The following is an 18498-nucleotide window of genomic DNA, read 5'->3' as shown; positions in this document are numbered from 1 at the left end:
TCTACTTAGCCGCCGCGGCGAGGCAACACGGGGCCAACGGTCCTAGGCCGATCCCTCGCTGCGGAGTTTCGTGCTGCCGGCCACCATTTTCAACCACCACTGAAAAGGCCACCTGAACCATGCACAACGCCCAAAAGCCCTCCGGAATGCCGATCCACAAGTACGTCCCCTTCCAGGACCAGATCGAGGTGTCCCTCCCGGACCGGACCTGGCCGGACAAGACGATCACCAAGGCACCGCGCTGGTGCGCCGTGGACCTGCGCGACGGCAACCAGGCCCTGATCGATCCGATGAGCCCCGAGCGCAAGCACAAGATGTTCGATCTGCTCGTCTCCATGGGCTACAAGGAGATCGAGGTGGGCTTCCCCTCCGCCTCCCAAACTGACTTCGACTTCGTGCGCCAGCTGATCGAACAGGACCGCATCCCCGGCGACGTCACGATCCAGGTGCTGACCCAGTCGCGGGAGCACCTCATCGAGCGCACCTACGAGTCCCTGCAGGGCGCCAAGCGCGCGATCGTGCATCTCTACAACTCGACGTCCATCCTGCAGCGGCGCGTGGTGTTCAACCAGGACCAGGACGGCATCGTCGACATTGCGCTGACCGGCGCACGGCTGTGCAAGAAGTACGAGGAGGGACTCGACGGAACGGACGTGACGTACGAGTACTCCCCGGAGTCCTACACCGGGACCGAATTGGAGTTCGCCCGCCGCATTTCGGACGCCGTGGCCGACGAACTGGGCGCGACGCCGGAGCGTCCGATGATCCTGAACCTGCCGGCGACCGTCGAGATGGCCACGCCCAACGTCTACGCGGACTCCATCGAGTGGATGCACCGCAATCTCGTCAACCGACAGTCGATCATCCTGTCCCTCCACCCGCACAACGACCGCGGCACCGGTGTCGCGGCGGCCGAACTCGGTTACCTGGCGGGGGCGGACCGGATCGAGGGCTGCCTCTTCGGCAACGGGGAACGCACCGGAAACGTCGACCTCGTGACGCTGGGCATGAACATGTTCGCCCAGGGAATCGACCCGATGATCGACTTCTCCAACATGGACGAGATCCGCCGCACGGCCGAGTACTGCAACCAGCTTCCCGTCGCGGAGCGGTCGCCCTACGGCGGCGACCTGGTCTTCACCGCCTTCTCCGGCTCCCACCAGGACGCCATCAAGAAGGGCTTCGAGGCCATGGAGCACGACGCCGGGGCGGCCGGAAAGCACGTCGACGACCTGGTGTGGGCCGTGCCGTACCTGCCCGTGGATCCGAAGGACATCGGACGCAGCTACGAGGCGGTCATCCGCGTCAATTCCCAGTCCGGCAAGGGCGGGGTCGCGTACCTGCTGAAGAGCGAGCACCAGCTCGACCTCCCGCGCCGCGCGCAGATCGAATTCTCCGGCGTCGTCCAGCGCAAGACGGAGGGCGACGGCGGCGAGATCAGCCCCGCCGCCATCTGGACCGCGTTCCAGGACGAGTACCTGCCGTGCCGCGGCATCGACGGCACCGACCGCTGGGGCCGCTACGAGCTCGGCAGCGTCACCACGGAAACGGCCGAGGACGGCTCGTTCTCGCTGACCGCGACACTCATCGTCGACGGCGACGCGCAGCGGCGCACCGCCACGGGCAACGGGCCCATCAACGCCCTGGTGGGGCTGCTGTCCGAGGACGGGGTGGACGTTCGGATCCTCGACTACACGGAGCACGCCCTGGGCGAGGGCGGCAACGCGATGGCCGCGGCCTACGTCGAATGCGCCGTGGGCGAGCGGGTGCTGTGGGGCATCGGCATCGACACCAACACCACCATGTCCTCGTTGAAGGCCGTGGTCTCCGCCGTGAACCGCGCCATCAGGGACGCCCACTAGGGGCTTGGGCAGTTAGGCGTCCGCGTGTCCCGTTCCAGCTTCGCCTCCAAGTCGTACCGCACCCAAGGCCTGGTCTTGCGCACCCACAAGCTGGGCGAGGCCGACCGCATCGTGGTGCTGCTGACTCCCGGACACGGACAGATCCGCGCGGTCGCCAAGGGCGTCCGGCGGACCAGCTCCAAGCTCGGCGCGACGCTGGAACCCTTCATGCTGGTCGACGCGCAACTGGTCCACGGCCGATCCCTGGACATCGTGACCCAGGCACAACTGCGCGGCCCCTACGGCCAGGCACTGGCCGGGGACTACGGCCGGTACACGGCCGCACACGCCATGGCGGAGACCGCAGAACGGCTGACCGACATCGACGGCGAGTCGGCCGGTCCGCAGTTCCGGCTCCTCCACGGCGCGATCGCCGCCTTGGCACGGGGGAGCGGCGACTCGGGCCAATTGCTGGATTCCTACCTGCTGCGCGCCCTGTCGACCGCCGGATGGGCGCCGAACTTCACGGACTGCGCCCGCTGCGGGAAACCGGGTCCACACACTGCCGTGAACATTCCGCTGGGCGGAGTCGTCTGCGCGGATTGCCGGCCCGCCGGGTCCAGTTCGCCGGCGCCCGAAACCATCGAACTGCTCGCCGCCCTGCTCGCGGGCGACTGGGAGCGGGTCGCGGCCGGCGACGCCCCGGGACGCCGCGAGAGCGCGGGCATTGTGGCAGGATACCTGCAGTGGCACTTGGAGCGAGTGGTCAAATCCCTCAAGCATGTGGAAAGAGCGTGATCCCCCTGAGGAAAACATCGGGGCCGGACCTCGGCCGCCATCCGGAGGCGCCGGCCCCGCACCCCAGCGGCGCCGTCCCGCCGAACGTTCCACCCGGGTTGGTTCCGCGGCATGTGGCCATCGTCATGGACGGCAACGGCCGGTGGGCCAACCAGCGCGGGCTGCCCCGTACCGAGGGACACCACGCGGGCGAGGCCGCACTGCTGGACGTCGTGGCCGGCGCCATCGAGATCGGCGTCGAGTTCGTTTCCGTGTATGCGTTCTCCACGGAAAACTGGAAACGCAGTCCCGACGAGGTCCGCTTCCTCATGGGCTTCTCCCGGGATGTTCTCCGCCGGCAGCGGGACCAGCTCGACGCCTGGGGCGTGCGTGTCCGGTGGGCGGGGCGCCGGCCCAGGCTCTGGCGCACCGTGGTCAACGAGCTGCTGGAGGCCGAACGAGTCACCAGGAAAAACACGGTGTGCCAGCTGACCATGTGCGTCAACTACGGCGGCAGGGCGGAGATAGCCGACGCCGTCGCCGCCATCGCCCGGGACGTGGCGGACGGACGGCTCAAGGCCTCTGGCGTCTCGGAAAAGACGATCGGCCGATACCTCGACGAACCGGACCTGCCCGACGTCGATCTGTTCCTGCGGACCTCCGGGGAGCAGCGCACCTCCAACTTCCTGCTCTGGCAATCGGCGTACGCGGAGATGGTGTTCATGGACGTGCTGTGGCCGGACGTCGACCGCCGCACACTCTGGGAAGCCGTCGAGATCTATGCCCGCCGCGACCGACGCTACGGCGGAGCGGTCGATCAGCCGACGGAGGACGGCGACAGGTAGCCGTCCGACCACCGGGTCACCGCGCGGTACGCCTCGGAGCGTGCCCGTGCCGAGGACGTGAAGAGGTCGTGCATCCCCCGTTCGATCCGCACCACGCTGACCTCGCGGCCCAGTTTCAGGGCGCGCTGACGCACCACCTCGACTTCCAGGACGGCGTCCGAGACCAGCATCCCGGCGTCGAACTGCGTCCCGAAGTGGGACCTGTCGGAGGTCAGGACAAGCACGGGTTCCCGGATGTCCAGGCCTTTCGACACCGTTGAGTGGCCGGCCAGGACAGCGGACATCCATCCCACCGTCACCGGAAACGCATGGCGCGGCCTCCAGAGCGGGTGGAGCTTCCATTCGCCGTGTGCCTCGACGCTGAGCGATTGCCAGTAGGTATCGACCTCGGGCAGTTTAAGTTTGGTCCGCGGCCGGCGTCGGGCGACCGGATCCAACAGGCTGGCGGCGGCGTTCCGCACCATCCAGCTGCCCTGCATCTCCAGCCAGGGCGAGTTCAGGACCAGACCGCTCAGGACACCGGGGTTCCTGTCCGCCCAAAGCGACGCGATCAGCCCTCCGGTCGAATGCGCCACGCACACCACGTCGACGGACGTTCCGACGTCCCCGTGGATGGCCTCGAGCGCGGCCTCGATATCGGCGTCGTACTCGCGGAGGTCGGTGACGAAGCCGGGCGTCTGCCAAGGACGCAAACTCCGACCGTAGCGGCGCAGGTCCAACGCGTAGAAGCGGTAGCCCCTGGCCGTCCAATAGCGGGCCAGCTCGGCGTTGAAGAAGTAGTCCGTCCAGCCGTGGACGGAAAGCACGACACGGACCGGACAGCCCCCGGAACCGGCCGGGCCGACGCCGGCAGAGGGACTTTCCTGCGTGCCGCGAGTCCCCGCGGCGCCCCAGCCGCCGGCGCGACGCAGGCCGTCCACCGCGCGCGCCATGACGGCGCGCCGGGGTGGGCGCGCCACCGGAGGACCCGGGTCCGGCGCGTCCGACGCCGGCAGGTAGCGCACCAGCGTCGCCCGAACCGGCCCCTCTTCGTCCTTCCCCTGGTCCAGCGTCCTGTAGCGGAACCCTGGACCGAGTGGATCCCGCGTCCACTGTCCGGGGGGCGAATCGGCGGCGAACCCGCCCCCGTCCACCAGCTCGGCGGCCGGGGGAACCGTGCCGACCGGAACGGGCATGTCGGCGGGGTCCGCCGTCGGATCCATACCTTCGCGACCGTCGCCGCCGGAATCAACACCCACCTTGTCCATGACCCGAGCATAGCCAGCGGCGAGTTGGCAGTCTTGCGCGCTCCGCGGGAGACTGGAGACCATGCGCATCTATCCGACCTTCTTCCGCCTTGTCTTCTCCGGCATGGATCCGGAAAGGGCACACCACATCGGCTTCCGGTTGATCCGAACGGCGGAACGGTGCGGAGCCTCCGCCATCCTGCGGAAGGCCACCCGCCCGCACGCGTCGCTGCGCCGCACCGTGATGGGAATCGACTTCCCCTCGCCGTTCGGCCTGGCCGCCGGCTTCGACAAGGAAGGGCACGGGGTCGCCGCCTTGGCGGACCTGGGGTTCGGGCACATCGAGGTCGGCACCATCACCGGGCAGGCCCAGCCGGGCAATCCGCGGCCAAGGCTCTTCCGGCTGGTGGAGGACCGCGCCGTCGTCAACCGAATGGGCTTCAACAACGACGGCGCCGCTGCGGTAGCGCCCCGCGTCGCCGCCGTCCGGTCACTTTTGGGACGCAGGTTCGCCGGAACTCGACCCGTGGTCGGCGTGAACATCGGCAAGACGAAGACGGTCGAACTCGCTGATGCGGTGGGGGACTACCTCGCCGGGACCGCCCTGCTGGCGACCCACGCCGACTATCTGGTGGTCAACGTCAGCTCGCCGAACACTCCGGGCCTCCGCTTGCTCCAGGACATCGAATCGCTGCGCCCGCTGCTCGCCGCCGTCGGCGCCGAAGCTGACCGCGTGGCGGGAAGGCACGTGCCACTGCTCGTGAAGATCGCGCCCGATCTAGCGGACGACGACGTCGACGACGTGGCCGACCTCGTCACGGATCTTGGGCTGGACGGTGTGATAGCGACCAACACCACCATCGCGCGCGAGGGGCTCGGCCTGCGCACCCCGCCCGAGCGCCTTGCCGAAATCGGCGCGGGCGGCCTCAGCGGCGCCCCGCTCAAGTCGCGTTCGCTCGGGGTGCTTCGGCGCCTGCGAGCCCGTCTCGGCGCGGGCACGGCCGTGGTGTCGGTCGGGGGAGTCGAAACCGCCGCCGACGTCATCGAGCGGTTGGACGCGGGCGCGGACCTGGTCCAGGGCTACACCGCGTTCCTGTACGAGGGTCCGTTCTGGGCCATGCGCATCAATCGTGCCCTGCGCAGGCACTTGGCGCAGAGCCGCGGGTAGCCCGCCGGCCACGCCTACCAGACCCAAAGAGAACGGGGCCGACCATCTGTGGTCGGCCCCGTCGTCGTACGTTGGATTGATACCTAGCTGGGGGTTTCGCCGCGCTTGACCTGCGGCTTGGGCAGGCGCATCTTGCGGAACTGCAGGCCGCGCATGGACGCGTACCAGAGGACGCCGCGCTCGTTGGAACCGAACTTCTCGATCAGCCTCTTTTTAAGCTGGCGCGTCATGATGTAGGCGTCGACGACGGTGATCGCCAGGACCACCCAGAGGCCGAGCGTGACGTAGGCCTGCAGCTGGACGGCGCCCGGGAGGGCCAGGGCGAGGATCAGGAACCCGAAGATGATGAACATCAGGAACTCGCCCACCATCCACCTCGCGTCCACGAAGTCCCGGGCGAACCGCTTCTGCGGGCCCTTGTCGCGGGGCATCAGGTAGCGCTCGTCGCCCGTTTCGTTGGCGATGCGTATCTTTTCCTGCTGTTCCATGCGCCGCCGGCGGTCGCGCTCCTTGGCGAGCTTCCGGTCGGTGGGAACCAGCGGCCGCTTGCGTTGCGCCTCCTGCTGGTTCCGTCGGGGCGTGGGCGAGCCCTTGCCCCCGGCGGAGTTGGGCAGGGTTTCCTCTTGGGCGGCCGGCATGGCGGCGGCGTCATCCTTCTTACGTCCAAACACGCGTCAAGTCTAGCCGCAGCGGGCGGGGCATCCGAACGGCACCATGGGTAGGGTTCTTGCCATGACTACCCCCGAGAGACCCACCGCGGAAGGCGTCGACGTCGCTGCCCTCTCGGCCCACGTCACCGAAGCCTTCCCCCGTACCCTGGCCGAACTCACGGAACTCGTCGGCATCCCGGGCATCGCCTGGGATGCCTTCGACCCGGCCGAACTGGCGCGCAGCGCCGACGCCGTTGCCGGCCTCGCGCGCTCCGCGGGAATGGAAGACGTGCGGATCCTGACCGCCACGACGTCGTCCGGCAAGGAGGGGAGCCCCGCGGTCGTTGCGCGCAGGCCCGCGCGGGACGGAAAGCCCACCATCCTGCTGTACGCGCACCACGACGTCCAGCCGCCCGGCGACCCGGGGCTCTGGAACACGCCGCCGTTCGATGCGACCGAAGTCGACGGCCGTCTCTACGGCCGGGGCGCGGCCGACGACAAGGCCGGAATCATGGTGCACATTGCCGCGCTGCGCAGTGTCTTGGCGGTCGCCGGGGACCTGGGCATCGGAGTCACGTTCTTTTTCGAGGGCGAGGAGGAAGCCGGTTCGCCGTCGTTCCGGCCTTTCCTCGAGCAGTACCGAGACCTCCTCGCGGCCGACGTCATCGTGGTCGCCGACTCCAGCAACTGGAAGGTCGGCGTCCCGGCGCTGACCACGAGCCTGCGCGGGATGGTGGGCGCCGTGATCGAGATCGGCGTCCTGGACCACGCCGTCCACTCGGGGATGTTCGGCGGGCCGCTGCTGGATGCCCCGACGCTGGCGGCCCGCCTGATCGCCGGCTTCCACGACGCCGACGGCAACGTGGCCATCGAGGGCCTGGTGTCCGGGGAGACCAGCAGCGTCGACTACCCGGAGTCCGATTTCCGCGCCGACGCGTCGGTGCTCGACGGCGTGCGCCTCGCCGGCACCGGCCCGTTGGCCGACAGGCTGTGGAACAAGCCGGCGCTGTCCGTGATCGGCATCGACGTGCCGTCCGTCGCCGTCTCCTCCAACACGCTGTTGCCGACGGCGCGCGTGAAGGTCAGCGTCCGGCTCGCGCCCGGGCAGGACCCGGGGGACGCCGGCGAGGCGTTGCGGAGACATGTGTTGGGCCAGGACCTGTTCGGCGCGCGGGTTGGCGTCGAGATCGTGGAGACGGGAAACGCCTTCTCCACCGACACGTCCGCGCCGGCCTCCCGGGCGTGCCTATGGGCGCTGGAGCAGGCCTGGGGCGTTCCCGCTGTCGAAACCGGCATCGGCGGCTCCATCCCCTTTATCGCCGACCTCACCGAGGTCTACCCCTCGGCCCAAATCCTGGTGACGGGCGTGGAGGATCCCGACTCGCGCGCACACAGCGCCAACGAATCCGTGCATATCGACGATTTCCGCCGCGCCGTGCTTGCCGAGGCCCTCCTGCTGGTCAAACTGGACACGCAGGGACTGTAACAATGCCTCCGCGAAGTACCATGGAGTGGAGGAGACGGCGCGCTACGGCGTCGGCTCCCGACACGAGCAGCAATGGAGGACCCAGATGACCGCCACCACGAACAACCCCACGCCCAGCGCGGACGAGCTGGAGACCCACGAGGTCCAGTTGTCCGATGTCGCAGCCGGCAAGGTTCGCAGCCTGCTGGAGCAAGAGGGACGCACCGATCTCCGGCTGCGTGTCGCCGTCCAGCCCGGAGGGTGTTCCGGACTGATCTACCAGCTCTACTTCGACGAGCGGCTGCTGGACGGTGACGCGGTTCGCGATTTCGACGGCGTCGAGGTTGTCGTCGACAAGATGAGCGTCCCGTACCTGTCCGGTGCGTCCATCGATTTCGAGGACACCATCTCCAAGCAGGGTTTCACCATCGACAACCCGAACGCCGGCGGTTCCTGTGCATGCGGCGACTCTTTCCACTAGCGGGGGAGCGGCGACTCCGGCGGTCCGCGATTTCGACGCGCGCCGCCGGGGTTTCTGTCTGCAATGACCCTCCTCAGAGGGTAAGCTCTACAGCAAGTAGTAAAACCATGCTTTCCTTCGGCCTAGTCACTGCCGGTTATTCCCCAGGGAAACCGCCGGCCGCGGGCCGAAGCATCATTCAGCACCAAACAAAGAGGAAGGGCCGTCTGTGAGTTCGCAAGACCGAACCAGCAGCAGCCGCCGGGGTAGGGCCAAGGTATTGGCCATCGCCAGCGCGGGGGCGTTGCTGTTGACGGGTTGTTCAGAACAAGTCCAGCGAGGCTGGCTGCCCAACGTGGAGCGTGACACCACCAACCACACCGGATCCATCCAGGATCTCTGGGTCAATTCGTGGATCGTTGTGCTGTTGATCGGCGTGCTGACGTGGGGCCTGATCATTTGGTGCATCGTGGCCTACCGCCGCCGCAAGGGCGACACCGGCTACCCGCGCCAGCTCAGCTACAACCTCCCCATCGAGATCTTCTACACGGCCGTCCCATTGATGATGGTGCTGACGTTCTTCTCCTTCTCGGACGCAACGGAGCGCGAGATGAACACGCCGGTGGATTCCGAACTGGTCGTCGACGTGCGCGGCAAGCAATGGTCTTGGGACTTCAACTACTCCTACCAGGGCCAGGAGAAGTATTCCGCCGGCGTCCAGGCGGAGCTTGACGGCACCGAGGGCACCGAGGAAACCCTTCCCACGCTGTACCTCCCGGTCGGCAAGTCGGTGACCTTCGAGCTGAACAGCCGCGATGTCATCCACTCGTTCTGGATCCCGGCGTTCCTGCAGAAGCTGGACATGATCCCGGGCAAGACCAATTACATCTACCTGACCCCCGAGGTCGAGGGCACGTACGACGGCAAATGCGCCGAACTGTGCGGCGAATACCACTCCGAGATGCTCTTCAACGTCAAGGTGGTGCCGGAACAGGAGTTCCTCGACCACCTCGCGACGCTCGAGGACGGGCACATCGGCGAGGAATACGACCGCAAGCCGGACCAGGTCGCCAACAACTCGCAGACCCAAGGCGAAGGAGAGTAGGGAACATGACCACCTACGAGTACGCCACCAACGAGGTGAAGACCTCCGCGCCGCGCGTGGTCCCCGTCTCCAAGGGCCGCATCGTCGTCAACTGGATCACCTCCACTGACCACAAGACGATCGGCTACATGTACCTGATCGCCTCCTTCGCGTTCTTCTGCATCGGCGGTGTGATGGCGCTGCTCATCCGCGCCGAGCTGTTCGAACCCGGGATGCAGCTGCTGCAGACCAAGGAACAGTACAACCAGCTCTTTACGATGCACGGCACGATCATGCTGTTGATGTTTGCCACGCCCTTGTTCGCGGGCTTCGCCAACGTCATCATGCCCCTCCAGATCGGCGCTCCCGACGTCGCTTTCCCGCGCCTCAACGCGCTGGCCTTCTGGTTGTTCCTCTTCGGTTCCACCATCGCGGTCTCCGGCTACATCACTCCGCAGGGCGCGGCGTCGTTCGGCTGGTTCGCCTACGCACCGCTCTCCAACACCACGTTCAGTCCCGGCGTCGGTGGCGACCTGTGGGTCTTCGGGCTCGCGCTCTCGGGCTTCGGCACGATTCTCGGTGCCGTCAACTTCATCACCACCATCATCTGCCTGCGCGCACCGGGCATGACCATGTGGCGCATGTCGATCTTCAGCTGGAACACGCTGATCACGGCCATCCTCGTCCTCATGGCGTTTCCGCCCCTGGCCGCGGCCCTGTTCGCCCTCGGCGCGGACCGGAGGTTCGGCGCCCACATCTTCGATCCCGAAGCGGGCGGGCCGGTTCTCTGGCAGCACCTCTTCTGGTTCTTCGGCCACCCCGAGGTCTACATCATCGCGTTGCCGTTCTTCGGCATCGTCTCGGAGATCTTCCCGGTCTTCAGCAGGAAGCCGATCTTCGGCTACAAGGGTCTGGTCTTCGCGACCATCTCGATCGCGGCGCTGTCGGTGGCCGTCTGGGCACACCACATGTACGTCACCGGCTCCGTGATGCTTCCGTTCTTCGGATTCATGACGATGTTGATCGCGGTTCCCACCGGCGTGAAGTTCTTCAACTGGATCGGCACCATGTGGCGCGGCTCCATCACGTTTGAGACACCCATGCTCTGGAGCATCGGATTCATGGCGACGTTCCTCTTCGGCGGCCTGACCGGCATCATCCTGTCGGCGCCCCCGCTGGACTTCCACGTCTCGGACACCTACTTCGTGGTCGCCCACTTCCACTACGTGGTGTTCGGAACCGTCGTGTTCGCGATGTTTGCCGGTTTCTACTTCTGGTGGCCCAAGTGGACGGGCAAGATGCTCAATGAGCGTCTGGGCAAGATCCACTTCTGGATGCTCTTCGTCGGTTTCCACGGCACGTTCCTCATTCAGCACTGGCTGGGTGTCATGGGAATGCCGCGTCGCTACGCGGATTACATGCCAGAGGACGGCTTCACGGCGATGAACCAGTTCTCCACCATCTTCGCGTTCATCCTGGGCCTGTCGATGATCCCGTTCTTCTGGAACGTCTGGGTCACGCACCGCCACGGCGTACGCGTTGAGGTCGACGACCCGTGGGGCTTCGGCGGATCGCTCGAATGGGCGACCTCCTGCCCGCCGCCGCGCCACAACTTCCACTCCATTCCGCGCATCCGTTCGGAGCGCCCCGCCCTCGACCTCCACCACCCGGAGCTGGGAATGCGCAACACGCCCCAGACCGGCGTCGCGAAGATCTTCGGCCCGGCAGACCAGAAGGACAGGTAACCATGAAGATTGAATCCTGGCTCTTCCTCGGCGGAGTGTTCTTCTTCGTCCCGGTGGGCATCGTCTACGGCTACATGACCAACTGGAGCGAATGGGTCGGCTTCCCGGCCATCTTCATGGTCGCCGCCATGTCGGCCATGGTCGGCTTCTACCTGTTCTTCACCGCCAAGCGCGTCGGGCCGCGGCCCGAGGACCGTCTTGACGGCGAGATCCACGAGAATGCCGGCGTGGTTGGCGCCTTTTCCCCGTGGAGCTGGTGGCCCATCGTCTTGGGTGGCGCGGCAGCCATCGGGTTCCTCGGAATGGCCGTTGGCTTCTGGGTAACCTACATCGGTGCCGGCCTGGCGGTTATCGCGCTCATCGGCTGGGTCTACGAATACAGCCGCGGGGACCACGCACACTAGCCATACAGCTGAAGAGTCAAGGGCGGTGCATCGACAGATGCCCCGCCCTTGGCATTTAACCGCGGGGATCAGGGAACCGTAGAATGGCCGCATGACCACCAGCAGCCGAGCGCACGGCCACCATGCCCGGTAGCCGAGCCGACTCCATCCGCGGCCGTCTGGAGAGTACGGCCGGCGGCACCAAACACGGCCAGCTCAAGGCGATCCTTAAACAGCACGCGGAGGCCGTCTGCAAGCCCGGCCAGGCCATCCCCTCCGAACGGGACCTCACGCGGCACTTCGGCGTGGCACGCATGACGGTCCGCCAGGCGATCGATTCGCTCGTCGAGGACGGCGTGCTGGAACGCATCATCGGCGTGGGAACGTTCGTCGCCCGCCCCAAGCTGGATCTACAGGTCAAGCTGACGTCCTACACGGAGGAAATGCAGCGCCGCGGCATGGTGCCCGCGGGGCGCGTACTGCGCTTCGACGAGATCCCCGCGGTGGGGGCGCTCGCGCGTGAGATGGAGCTCGAGGAGAACACCCCGGTGGTCCGATTCCGCCGCCTCTTGCTGGCCGACGGGGCCCCGATGAGCGTCGACGAAAACTATCTGCCCTCACACAAGGTGCCGGGCTTCCTGGACGAACCGGCACCCACGTCCCTCTACAGCAGCCTCAACGAGCGGTACGGGCTCGTGATGGAGTGGGGAGAGGACCAGATCGAAGCCGCGGCAGCCTCCCCGGGAAACGCCCAGCAGCTGGGAGTGGACGTCGGGACGCCCTTGTTGCGCATCCAAAGGCATGCCTATGTGGGGCGCGAACTCCTCGACTACTCCGTGTCGTTGTACCGCGCCGACCGCTACAAGCTCTGGGTGCCCCTGCAGAGGCCGGGAACGCGCCCCCCGCACTACTACGACGCCCACCGGGATTGAGGCCCGCAGAACTACTCCAGGCCCGCATGCACGAAGGAGCCCCGACCGCTGGTCGGGGCTCCTTCGTGCATGCCGCACTACGGCCGGGCGCTAGTGACGCTCGATCGCGTCCTGCCTGTTGTCCGACTCGACCGCGGCGTGGCCGTGGTGTGCCTGCGCTTCGGCCAGCTCGCTGGGCGTGACGGGCGCGACGCGGTCCTCGAAGAAGAACCGCGAGATCGCGCCGCGGGCCTTTTCGCCCCGCGTCACGTGTCCCGCGCGATCCGCCAAGGCTGGCAGAACCTCGTGGGACTCGAAGGCAACCAACTTGTAGAGCTTGTACTCGTCGAGCTGGGCGTGCCGCTCGGAGAAGCCACCCTCCGGAGACATCTCGATCACGCCGGCCTCCCGGCCGTGCAGGACGATGTCGCGGTCCTTGCGCTGCAGTGCCAGGGCGATGCGGCGGGCCACGATGAAACCGACGATCGGTCCGGCGAAGAACAGCACGCGGAGCCAGTAGGTGACGTCGTTCAGCGAGACGTTGAAGTGCGTTGCGATGAGGTCCGAGCTCGCCGCGGCCCACATGACGCAGTACCAGATGACGCCGGCGACGCCGATGCCGGTGCGGGTCGGGGCATTGCGCGGGCGGTCCAGCAGGTGGTGCTCACGGTTGTCCTTCGTGACCCAGCGTTCGATCCAGGGCCACATGAACATGGCTCCGAGCAGGATGGTGGCGGGAACCAGAGCCGGAAGCAGGACGTTCAGGATCAGGGTGTTTCCGCCCCACGGGAAGGGGATGACCCATTCGAGCGACATGTTGCCGATGTAGCCCGGCATCAGGCGCAGCGCTCCGTCGACCCAACCGATGTACCAGTCCGGCTGGGTGCCGGCGGAAACGGGGGAGGGGTCGTAGGGACCGTAGTTCCAAATCGGGTTGATCGTGAACAGGCCCGAGATGAACGCCACGATTCCGAAGACGATGAAGAAGAAGCCGCCTGCCTTGGCCGCGTAAACCGGACCGACGGGGAAGCCGACGACATTGTCGTTGGTGCGGCCCGGGCCGGGGTACTGCGTGTGCTTGTGCACAACGACCATGAACAGGTGGATCGCGACCATCAGGAGGATCAGCGCGGGAACCAGCATGATGTGCATCATGTAAAGGCGGCCGATGACTGCCACACCCGGGAATTCTCCACCGAAGAGGAACGCGGAGATGTAGGTGCCAACGACGGGAAGTGCCTTGATGACTCCATCGATGATGCGCAGTCCGTTGCCGGAGAGCAGATCGTCGGGGAGCGAGTAGCCGGTGAAGCCGGCGGCGAGGGCGAGTACCAGCAGAACTCCGCCGACGACCCAGTTCAGTTCGCGCGGCTTGCGGAACGCGCCGGTGAAGAACACGCGCAGCATGTGCACCGAAACGGCGGCCACGAACAGCAGGGCCGACCAGTGGTGTACCTGGCGCATGAACAGTCCACCGCGGACGTCGAAGGAGATGTCCATCGTGGATGACATGGCCACGGACATTCCAACGCCCTTGAGCGGATTGTAGGAACCGTTGTAGACCGTGTGGGCCATGGAAGGGTCGAAGAAGAACGTCAGGAAAGTGCCGGAGATCAACAGGATGACGAAGGTGTACAGCGCCACCTCGCCGAACATGAAGGACCAGTGGTCCGGGAAGATCTTGCGGCCAAACTCCTTGACCATGGCGGATCCGCCGACTCGTTGGTCGACGAAGTCCGCAATGCGGCCGGTGGAGGTTTTGGGTTGGTATGCGTTAGTGGTGCTCATGGTTAGCCACGCTCCCAGTAGCTCGGCCCGACGGGTTCAAGGAAGTCGCTCTGCGCCACAAGGAAACCCTCGGCGTCCACCGTGATGGGTAGCTGCGGCAGTGCGTGGCCGGCGGGACCGAAGATGACCTTGCACTCCTGCGTGAGGTCGAACGTCGACTGGTGGCAGGGGCACAGCAGGTGGTGTGTCTGCTGCTCGTACAGTGCCACCGGGCAACCGACGTGCGTGCAGATTTTCGAGTAGGCGACGATGCCGTTGTAGTGCCAGTCGCGGCGCTCGGGAGAGATCTGCATCTTCTGCGGATCCAGCCGCATGAGCAGGACGACGGCCTTGGCCTTCTCGTTGAGCGGGTCCTCGGTGTCGTTCAGGCCCTCCGGAATCACGTGGAAGGCCGAGCCGATCTGGACGTCCGAGGCCTTGATGGGGGTGCCGGACGGGTCGCGGGTCAGCTTCATGTCCTTGTCCCACATCGTGTACCGGAGACGGTCGACGATCTGGTCTGCGTCCGCGCCCGTGCGGTCGAGATCGCGGAACATGAAGATCGCGGGGATCGGCGCCAGCGCGAGTGCCCCGATAAGCGAGTTCCGGATCAGGGGACGGCGCATGATGCCCGTCTCCTCCAGCACGTCGTTGATGATGCCCTCGGCCTCGGCACGATCCGCCTCCGGGCGGATCTCGTGGCGCGACTCCGCGATCTCGTGGTCCGGCATCAAAGTCCGCGCCCAGTGGACGATGCCCACGCCGATGCCCAGCATCGCGAACGTGGTGCCGAAACCGAGCATCATGTTCTGCGTGCGCATCTCGGCGATGGATTCCGGCCTGCCCAGCACGAAGTACGCGATGAAGAACGAAAGCGTGCCGATGATCGAGATGACGAACAGTAACGCCACCTGACGCTCTGCGCGCTTTGCGGCGTGCGGATCCAGATCCGCGAGGCGCTTACGGTGCGGCGGAATGCCGGGGTCCTGGAAGCTTTCCAAGGAGCCCGGACCAGCCTTAGCAACGGTGCCCGGGTCGTTCGGACTGCCGTGACTATGGTCGCCCATGTTGTCTCTCATCCTCTTATCTCAAAAATGGCTTGGTACGAAGTGATCCGGCGTGTGATGGCCCGCCGGAAGCCCTCAGGAAGGACGCGAGGTCAACCAGATGGTGAAGGCGATGACGATGCCGAGGCCCGCCGTCCAGATGAAGAGTCCCTCGGAAACCGGTCCGAGCGAGCCGAGCTTGGCCCCGCCGGGGGAGCCTTGCGCCTCGATCTCCTTCAGGAAGGTGATCACGTCGCGCTTTTCCTCCGGAGTGATGTTGGAGTCGTTGAACACCGGCATGTTCTGCGGTCCGGTCGCCATGGCCTCGTAGATGTGCTCCTCGGTGACGTCGCCGAGCCCCGGAGCGAACTTGCCCCGGGTCAGCGCGCCACCAGCGGCGGCGGCGTTGTGGCACATCGCGCAGTTCACGCGGAAGATCTCGCCACCATTGCCGGAGTCACCGAGCGATGCGTCGACCATTTCCGCGTCCGGCACTGCGGGACCGGCGCCGAGGGAGGCAACGTACGCGGCAAGCTGCTGAGTCTGTTCGTCGTCGAACTGCCTCGGCTTCATCTGTGCCTGCGGGCCCTGCATCTGCATCGGCATGCGGCCGGTGCCGACCTGGAAGTCCACAGCCGCCGCACCAACACCCACCAGGGAGGGACCGTTGGAGCTGCCCTCTGCGTTCATGCCGTGGCACGTTGCACAGTTGGCGACGAAGAGCTTGTTGCCCTCTTCAATGTCGCTCGCGCTGTACACGGTCGAAGCCTGGGCCTCGTTGACGCTGCCTGCCGCGGCGTACAGGCCGCCAGTGACAAGCAGGCCCATCAAGAGCAGCGCGACGGCCGCTAGCGGATGGCGGCGCCTTTGCGAAAGAGCCTTCACTTGCTGGTTCCTCACTAGTTTCTTGGGGGTGGTGGAGCTGGTTGAACCGATGCCGATTGGCTACTTCAGGAAGTAGATGATCGCGAACAGCGCGATCCACACGACGTCGACGAAGTGCCAGTAGTACGACGTGACGATTGCGGACGTCGCTTCGAAGTGACCGAACTTACGCGCTACGTATGCGCGCCCGATGATCAGGAGGAAGGCGATGAGTCCGCCGGCCACGTGGATTCCGTGGAAGCCGGTGGTGATGTAGAAGGCCGAACCGTAGGGGTTCGAGTTCAGGGCGACGCCGTGGTGCACCAGTTCGGTGTACTCATACGCCTGAACGGCAACGAAGATGGCGCCGAGGATGAAAGTCACGATGAACCACTCGACCATGCCCCATTCCTTGAAGTTGAACAGCCCGCCGGTGCGGCGGGGCTTGAGGTCCTCCGCGCGGAAGACCCCCAACTGGCAGGAGAAGGAACTGGACACGAGGATGATCGTGTTGATGAGCGCGAACGGAACGTTGAGTTTCGCTGTTTCCGTTGCCCATAGCTCCGGCGACGCCGCACGGAGCGTGAAGTACATGGCGAAGAGCGCGGCGAAGAACATCAGCTCGCTGGAAAGCCAGACGACGGTTCCGACCGACACCATGTTGGGGCGGTTCAGCGCGGGATGCGCTGGGACATTGAGGGCTTGAGTCGCAGTTGTCACAGAGCCATTATGTCTATAAAAGTGCCGGTCGCACCAATGCATCCGGCCCCGAGTCGCCGGTTTTCACGCCGGTCAGGCCTAAGTTCCGCGGAATACCGGGGCAGAAACAATTCCGCACTTTCTACAAAACGTAGATAACCTAGTTGCGTGTCAACGACTTCTGCCGCCCGTACGTTCCCAAACTGGCCCGCGCTCCTGACCGCGTTGATCGGGGGAACCGATCTTTCGACCGCCGACGCCGCGTGGGCCATGGGCGAGATCATGTCCGGAAACGCGACCGACGCACAGATCGCCGGCTTCCTGGTTGCCCTGCGGTCCAAGGGCGAAACGGTGGAGGAATTGACCGGACTCGTGGCGGCCATGGTGTCCAGCGCGAAGCCCCTGCCCCTGCCGGGGGAGAAGCTGGACATCGTCGGCACCGGCGGGGACCGCCACAACACCGTCAACATCTCCTCGATGGCGGCGCTGGTCTGCGCGGGCGCCGGAGCGCGGATCGTCAAGCACGGCAACCGGGCCGCGTCGTCGTCCTCCGGGTCGGCCGACGTGCTGGAGGCGCTCGGCGTGCGGCTGGACGTCGGCGCGGAGCGGCTCGAGGCCGTTCTCGACGCCGCGGGGATCACCTTCTGCTTCGCGCAGGTGTTCCACCCGTCCATGCGCTTCGCCGCGGTGCCCAGGCGAGAGTTGGGCGTGGCCACCGTCTTCAACTTCATGGGTCCGCTCACCAACCCCGCCTTGCCCACGGCATCGGCCATCGGCTGCGCCGACCTGCGGATGGCGCCGCTGATGGCTGGCGTCTTGGCGAACCGGGGCGTGCGCGCCCTGGTGTTCCGCGGCGGAGACGGGCTCGACGAACTGACCACGACGACGACCAACCGGGTATGGGAGGTCAGGGACGGCGGAGTCGCCGAGTCGGAGTTGGACGCCTCCGACCTCGGCATCGCCCGGGCAACCCTCGAGGATCTGCGCGGCGGCGACGCTGAGCACAACGCCGCCGTGGTTCGTCGCGTCCTCGGGGGCGAACCGGGGCCGGTGCGCGACGCCGTCGTGCTCAATGCGGCGGCGGCGCTGGTCGCGCTGGACCATTCCGCCGAAGTCTCACTGCTGGAACGCATGGCCAGGGCGATGTCCCGCGCCGAGGATGCCATCGATTCCGGACGCGCGGCGTCCGCCTTGGAGAACTGGGTCCGGGCCACCGCCGGTTAGCGGGACGTCGGCGGTTGCGCGCCTATTCGAGTCCGAGGGAGAACGCGGCGTCGAGGTCGTGCTGCGAATACGCGCGGAAGGCAATGTGTGTGGACGTCTCCAGGACGCCCGGAACCTTCGACAGTTTGTTGGCGATGGCCTCGGCGAGGTCGTCGTGTTGCCGGACACGCGCGATGGCGATCAGGTCCCAGTCGCCGGCGACAGAGTAGACCTCGCTGATGCCGTCGATCTCGGAGATGCTCTGCGCGCATTCGGGAATGCTATCCGCCTGCGTCTGGATCATCACGAACGCTGTGATCATGTTGCCTGCCTTCGGTTCTCTCGGCGGGTCGCGAGCCGCCCG

General features: G+C 66.3%; 18 protein-coding genes. 11 read left to right on the top strand and 7 right to left on the bottom strand.

All coding sequences use genetic code 11. The features are described from left to right. Positions 1–119 precede the first annotated feature (119 nt). From leuA to ACHAAJ_RS01910, 3 genes are read left to right on the top strand one after another with little or no spacing between them, the layout of a single operon-like run. A complete protein-coding gene (gene leuA, locus ACHAAJ_RS01920; RefSeq protein ID WP_435726160.1) occupies positions 120–1862 on the top strand; it encodes a 2-isopropylmalate synthase in 1743 nt (580 codons plus the stop codon). 24 nt (positions 1863–1886) lie between these two features. After that, positions 1887–2639 carry a DNA repair protein RecO gene (gene recO / locus ACHAAJ_RS01915; protein WP_435726159.1) on the top strand — a complete coding sequence of 251 codons (753 nt, stop codon included), beginning with the start codon at positions 1887–1889 and terminating at the stop codon, positions 2637–2639. Then, the gene (locus ACHAAJ_RS01910; protein ID WP_435726158.1) at positions 2636–3463 is read left to right on the top strand and encodes an isoprenyl transferase; all 828 of its coding nucleotides are present in this window, start codon (positions 2636–2638) and stop codon (positions 3461–3463) included. Before recO ends, ACHAAJ_RS01910 begins: the two co-directional genes overlap by 4 nt. On the opposite strand, the gene ACHAAJ_RS01905 is transcribed toward ACHAAJ_RS01910, so the two are convergent. Next, positions 3436–4710: an alpha/beta hydrolase gene (locus ACHAAJ_RS01905; protein ID WP_435726157.1), complete on the bottom strand. Its 1275-nt coding sequence runs from the start codon at positions 4708–4710 to the stop codon at positions 3436–3438. The two genes, ACHAAJ_RS01910 and ACHAAJ_RS01905, sit on opposite strands and share 28 nt — an antisense overlap. A gap of 61 nt (positions 4711–4771) precedes the next feature. On the opposite strand from ACHAAJ_RS01905, the gene ACHAAJ_RS01900 reads away from it, so the two are divergent. Further along, positions 4772–5857: a quinone-dependent dihydroorotate dehydrogenase gene (locus ACHAAJ_RS01900; protein ID WP_435726156.1), complete on the top strand. Its 1086-nt coding sequence runs from the start codon at positions 4772–4774 to the stop codon at positions 5855–5857. 83 nt (positions 5858–5940) lie between these two features. Here the strand turns inward: ACHAAJ_RS01900 and ACHAAJ_RS01895 are convergent, their stop codons facing one another. Then, positions 5941–6528, bottom strand: a complete 588-nt coding sequence (locus ACHAAJ_RS01895; protein WP_435726155.1) for a DUF3043 domain-containing protein — start codon at positions 6526–6528, stop codon at positions 5941–5943. A gap of 61 nt (positions 6529–6589) precedes the next feature. On the opposite strand from ACHAAJ_RS01895, the gene ACHAAJ_RS01890 reads away from it, so the two are divergent. The 6 genes from ACHAAJ_RS01890 (at position 6590) to ACHAAJ_RS01865 (ending at position 12576) form a co-directional block, all read left to right on the top strand. Beyond that, positions 6590–7993, top strand: a complete 1404-nt coding sequence (locus tag ACHAAJ_RS01890; protein ID WP_435726154.1) for a dipeptidase — start codon at positions 6590–6592, stop codon at positions 7991–7993. 85 nt (positions 7994–8078) lie between these two features. Continuing rightward, complete coding sequence (locus ACHAAJ_RS01885) at positions 8079–8453, top strand: HesB/IscA family protein (RefSeq protein WP_435726153.1); 375 nt, start codon at positions 8079–8081, stop codon at positions 8451–8453. A gap of 208 nt (positions 8454–8661) precedes the next feature. Next, positions 8662–9537 (top strand): aa3-type cytochrome oxidase subunit II, encoded by an 876-nt coding sequence (gene ctaC, locus ACHAAJ_RS01880; protein WP_435726152.1) that lies wholly within the window; start codon positions 8662–8664, stop codon positions 9535–9537. A 5-nt stretch (positions 9538–9542) separates the two neighbouring features. Further along, positions 9543–11261 (top strand): aa3-type cytochrome oxidase subunit I, encoded by a 1719-nt coding sequence (gene ctaD, locus ACHAAJ_RS01875; protein ID WP_435726151.1) that lies wholly within the window; start codon positions 9543–9545, stop codon positions 11259–11261. 2 nt (positions 11262–11263) lie between these two features. Continuing rightward, on the top strand, positions 11264–11665 hold the full coding sequence (locus ACHAAJ_RS01870) for a cytochrome c oxidase subunit 4 (RefSeq protein WP_435726150.1): 402 nt from the start codon (positions 11264–11266) through the stop codon (positions 11663–11665). Positions 11666–11787: 122 nt separating this feature from the next. Then, positions 11788–12576 (top strand): GntR family transcriptional regulator, encoded by a 789-nt coding sequence (locus ACHAAJ_RS01865; RefSeq protein WP_435726149.1) that lies wholly within the window; start codon positions 11788–11790, stop codon positions 12574–12576. 90 nt (positions 12577–12666) lie between these two features. On the opposite strand, the gene qcrB is transcribed toward ACHAAJ_RS01865, so the two are convergent. The 4 genes from qcrB to ctaE form a co-directional block, all read right to left on the bottom strand. Then, entirely contained in the window at positions 12667–14343 is a 1677-nt protein-coding gene (qcrB, locus tag ACHAAJ_RS01860; RefSeq protein WP_435726148.1) for a cytochrome bc1 complex cytochrome b subunit, read from the bottom strand. A 2-nt stretch (positions 14344–14345) separates the two neighbouring features. Further along, positions 14346–15389, bottom strand: coding sequence for a cytochrome bc1 complex Rieske iron-sulfur subunit (gene qcrA / locus ACHAAJ_RS01855; protein WP_435726147.1), 1044 nt, complete (start codon positions 15387–15389; stop codon positions 14346–14348). 75 nt (positions 15390–15464) lie between these two features. Beyond that, on the bottom strand, positions 15465–16253 hold the full coding sequence (qcrC, locus tag ACHAAJ_RS01850) for a cytochrome bc1 complex diheme cytochrome c subunit (RefSeq protein WP_435726146.1): 789 nt from the start codon (positions 16251–16253) through the stop codon (positions 15465–15467). Positions 16254–16313: 60 nt separating this feature from the next. Beyond that, entirely contained in the window at positions 16314–16952 is a 639-nt protein-coding gene (gene ctaE, locus ACHAAJ_RS01845; protein WP_435726145.1) for an aa3-type cytochrome oxidase subunit III, read from the bottom strand. A gap of 147 nt (positions 16953–17099) precedes the next feature. Between ctaE and trpD the strand changes: the two genes are divergently transcribed. Further along, positions 17100–18155 (top strand): anthranilate phosphoribosyltransferase, encoded by a 1056-nt coding sequence (gene trpD, locus ACHAAJ_RS01840; RefSeq protein ID WP_435726144.1) that lies wholly within the window; start codon positions 17100–17102, stop codon positions 18153–18155. Positions 18156–18177: 22 nt separating this feature from the next. Here the strand turns inward: trpD and ACHAAJ_RS01835 are convergent, their stop codons facing one another. After that, positions 18178–18456, bottom strand: a complete 279-nt coding sequence (locus ACHAAJ_RS01835; protein WP_435726143.1) for an Lrp/AsnC family transcriptional regulator — start codon at positions 18454–18456, stop codon at positions 18178–18180. Between the last annotated feature and the right edge of the window lie 42 nt (positions 18457–18498).

The organism is Arthrobacter arnarulunnguaqae, assembly GCF_051262515.1.
In the GTDB taxonomy this organism is placed as follows: Bacteria; Actinomycetota; Actinomycetes; order Actinomycetales; family Micrococcaceae; genus Arthrobacter_N.
Note: the sequence above shows the minus strand (reverse complement) of the source record. Positions and strands in the feature narration are given on the sequence as shown.

Coding starts and splice junctions, on each gene's coding strand:
- qcrA (WP_435726147.1), bottom strand. CDS start 15,389: ATGGGCGACCATAGTCACGGCAGTCCGAACGACCCGGGCACCGTTGCT.
- ACHAAJ_RS01900 (WP_435726156.1), top strand. CDS start 4,772: ATGCGCATCTATCCGACCTTCTTCCGCCTTGTCTTCTCCGGCATGGAT.
- ACHAAJ_RS01870 (WP_435726150.1), top strand. CDS start 11,264: ATGAAGATTGAATCCTGGCTCTTCCTCGGCGGAGTGTTCTTCTTCGTC.
- ACHAAJ_RS01890 (WP_435726154.1), top strand. CDS start 6,590: ATGACTACCCCCGAGAGACCCACCGCGGAAGGCGTCGACGTCGCTGCC.
- ACHAAJ_RS01885 (WP_435726153.1), top strand. CDS start 8,079: ATGACCGCCACCACGAACAACCCCACGCCCAGCGCGGACGAGCTGGAG.
- leuA (WP_435726160.1), top strand. CDS start 120: ATGCACAACGCCCAAAAGCCCTCCGGAATGCCGATCCACAAGTACGTC.
- ACHAAJ_RS01905 (WP_435726157.1), bottom strand. CDS start 4,710: ATGGACAAGGTGGGTGTTGATTCCGGCGGCGACGGTCGCGAAGGTATG.
- ctaD (WP_435726151.1), top strand. CDS start 9,543: ATGACCACCTACGAGTACGCCACCAACGAGGTGAAGACCTCCGCGCCG.
- ACHAAJ_RS01835 (WP_435726143.1), bottom strand. CDS start 18,456: ATGATCACAGCGTTCGTGATGATCCAGACGCAGGCGGATAGCATTCCC.
- qcrB (WP_435726148.1), bottom strand. CDS start 14,343: ATGAGCACCACTAACGCATACCAACCCAAAACCTCCACCGGCCGCATT.
- ACHAAJ_RS01865 (WP_435726149.1), top strand. CDS start 11,788: ATGCCCGGTAGCCGAGCCGACTCCATCCGCGGCCGTCTGGAGAGTACG.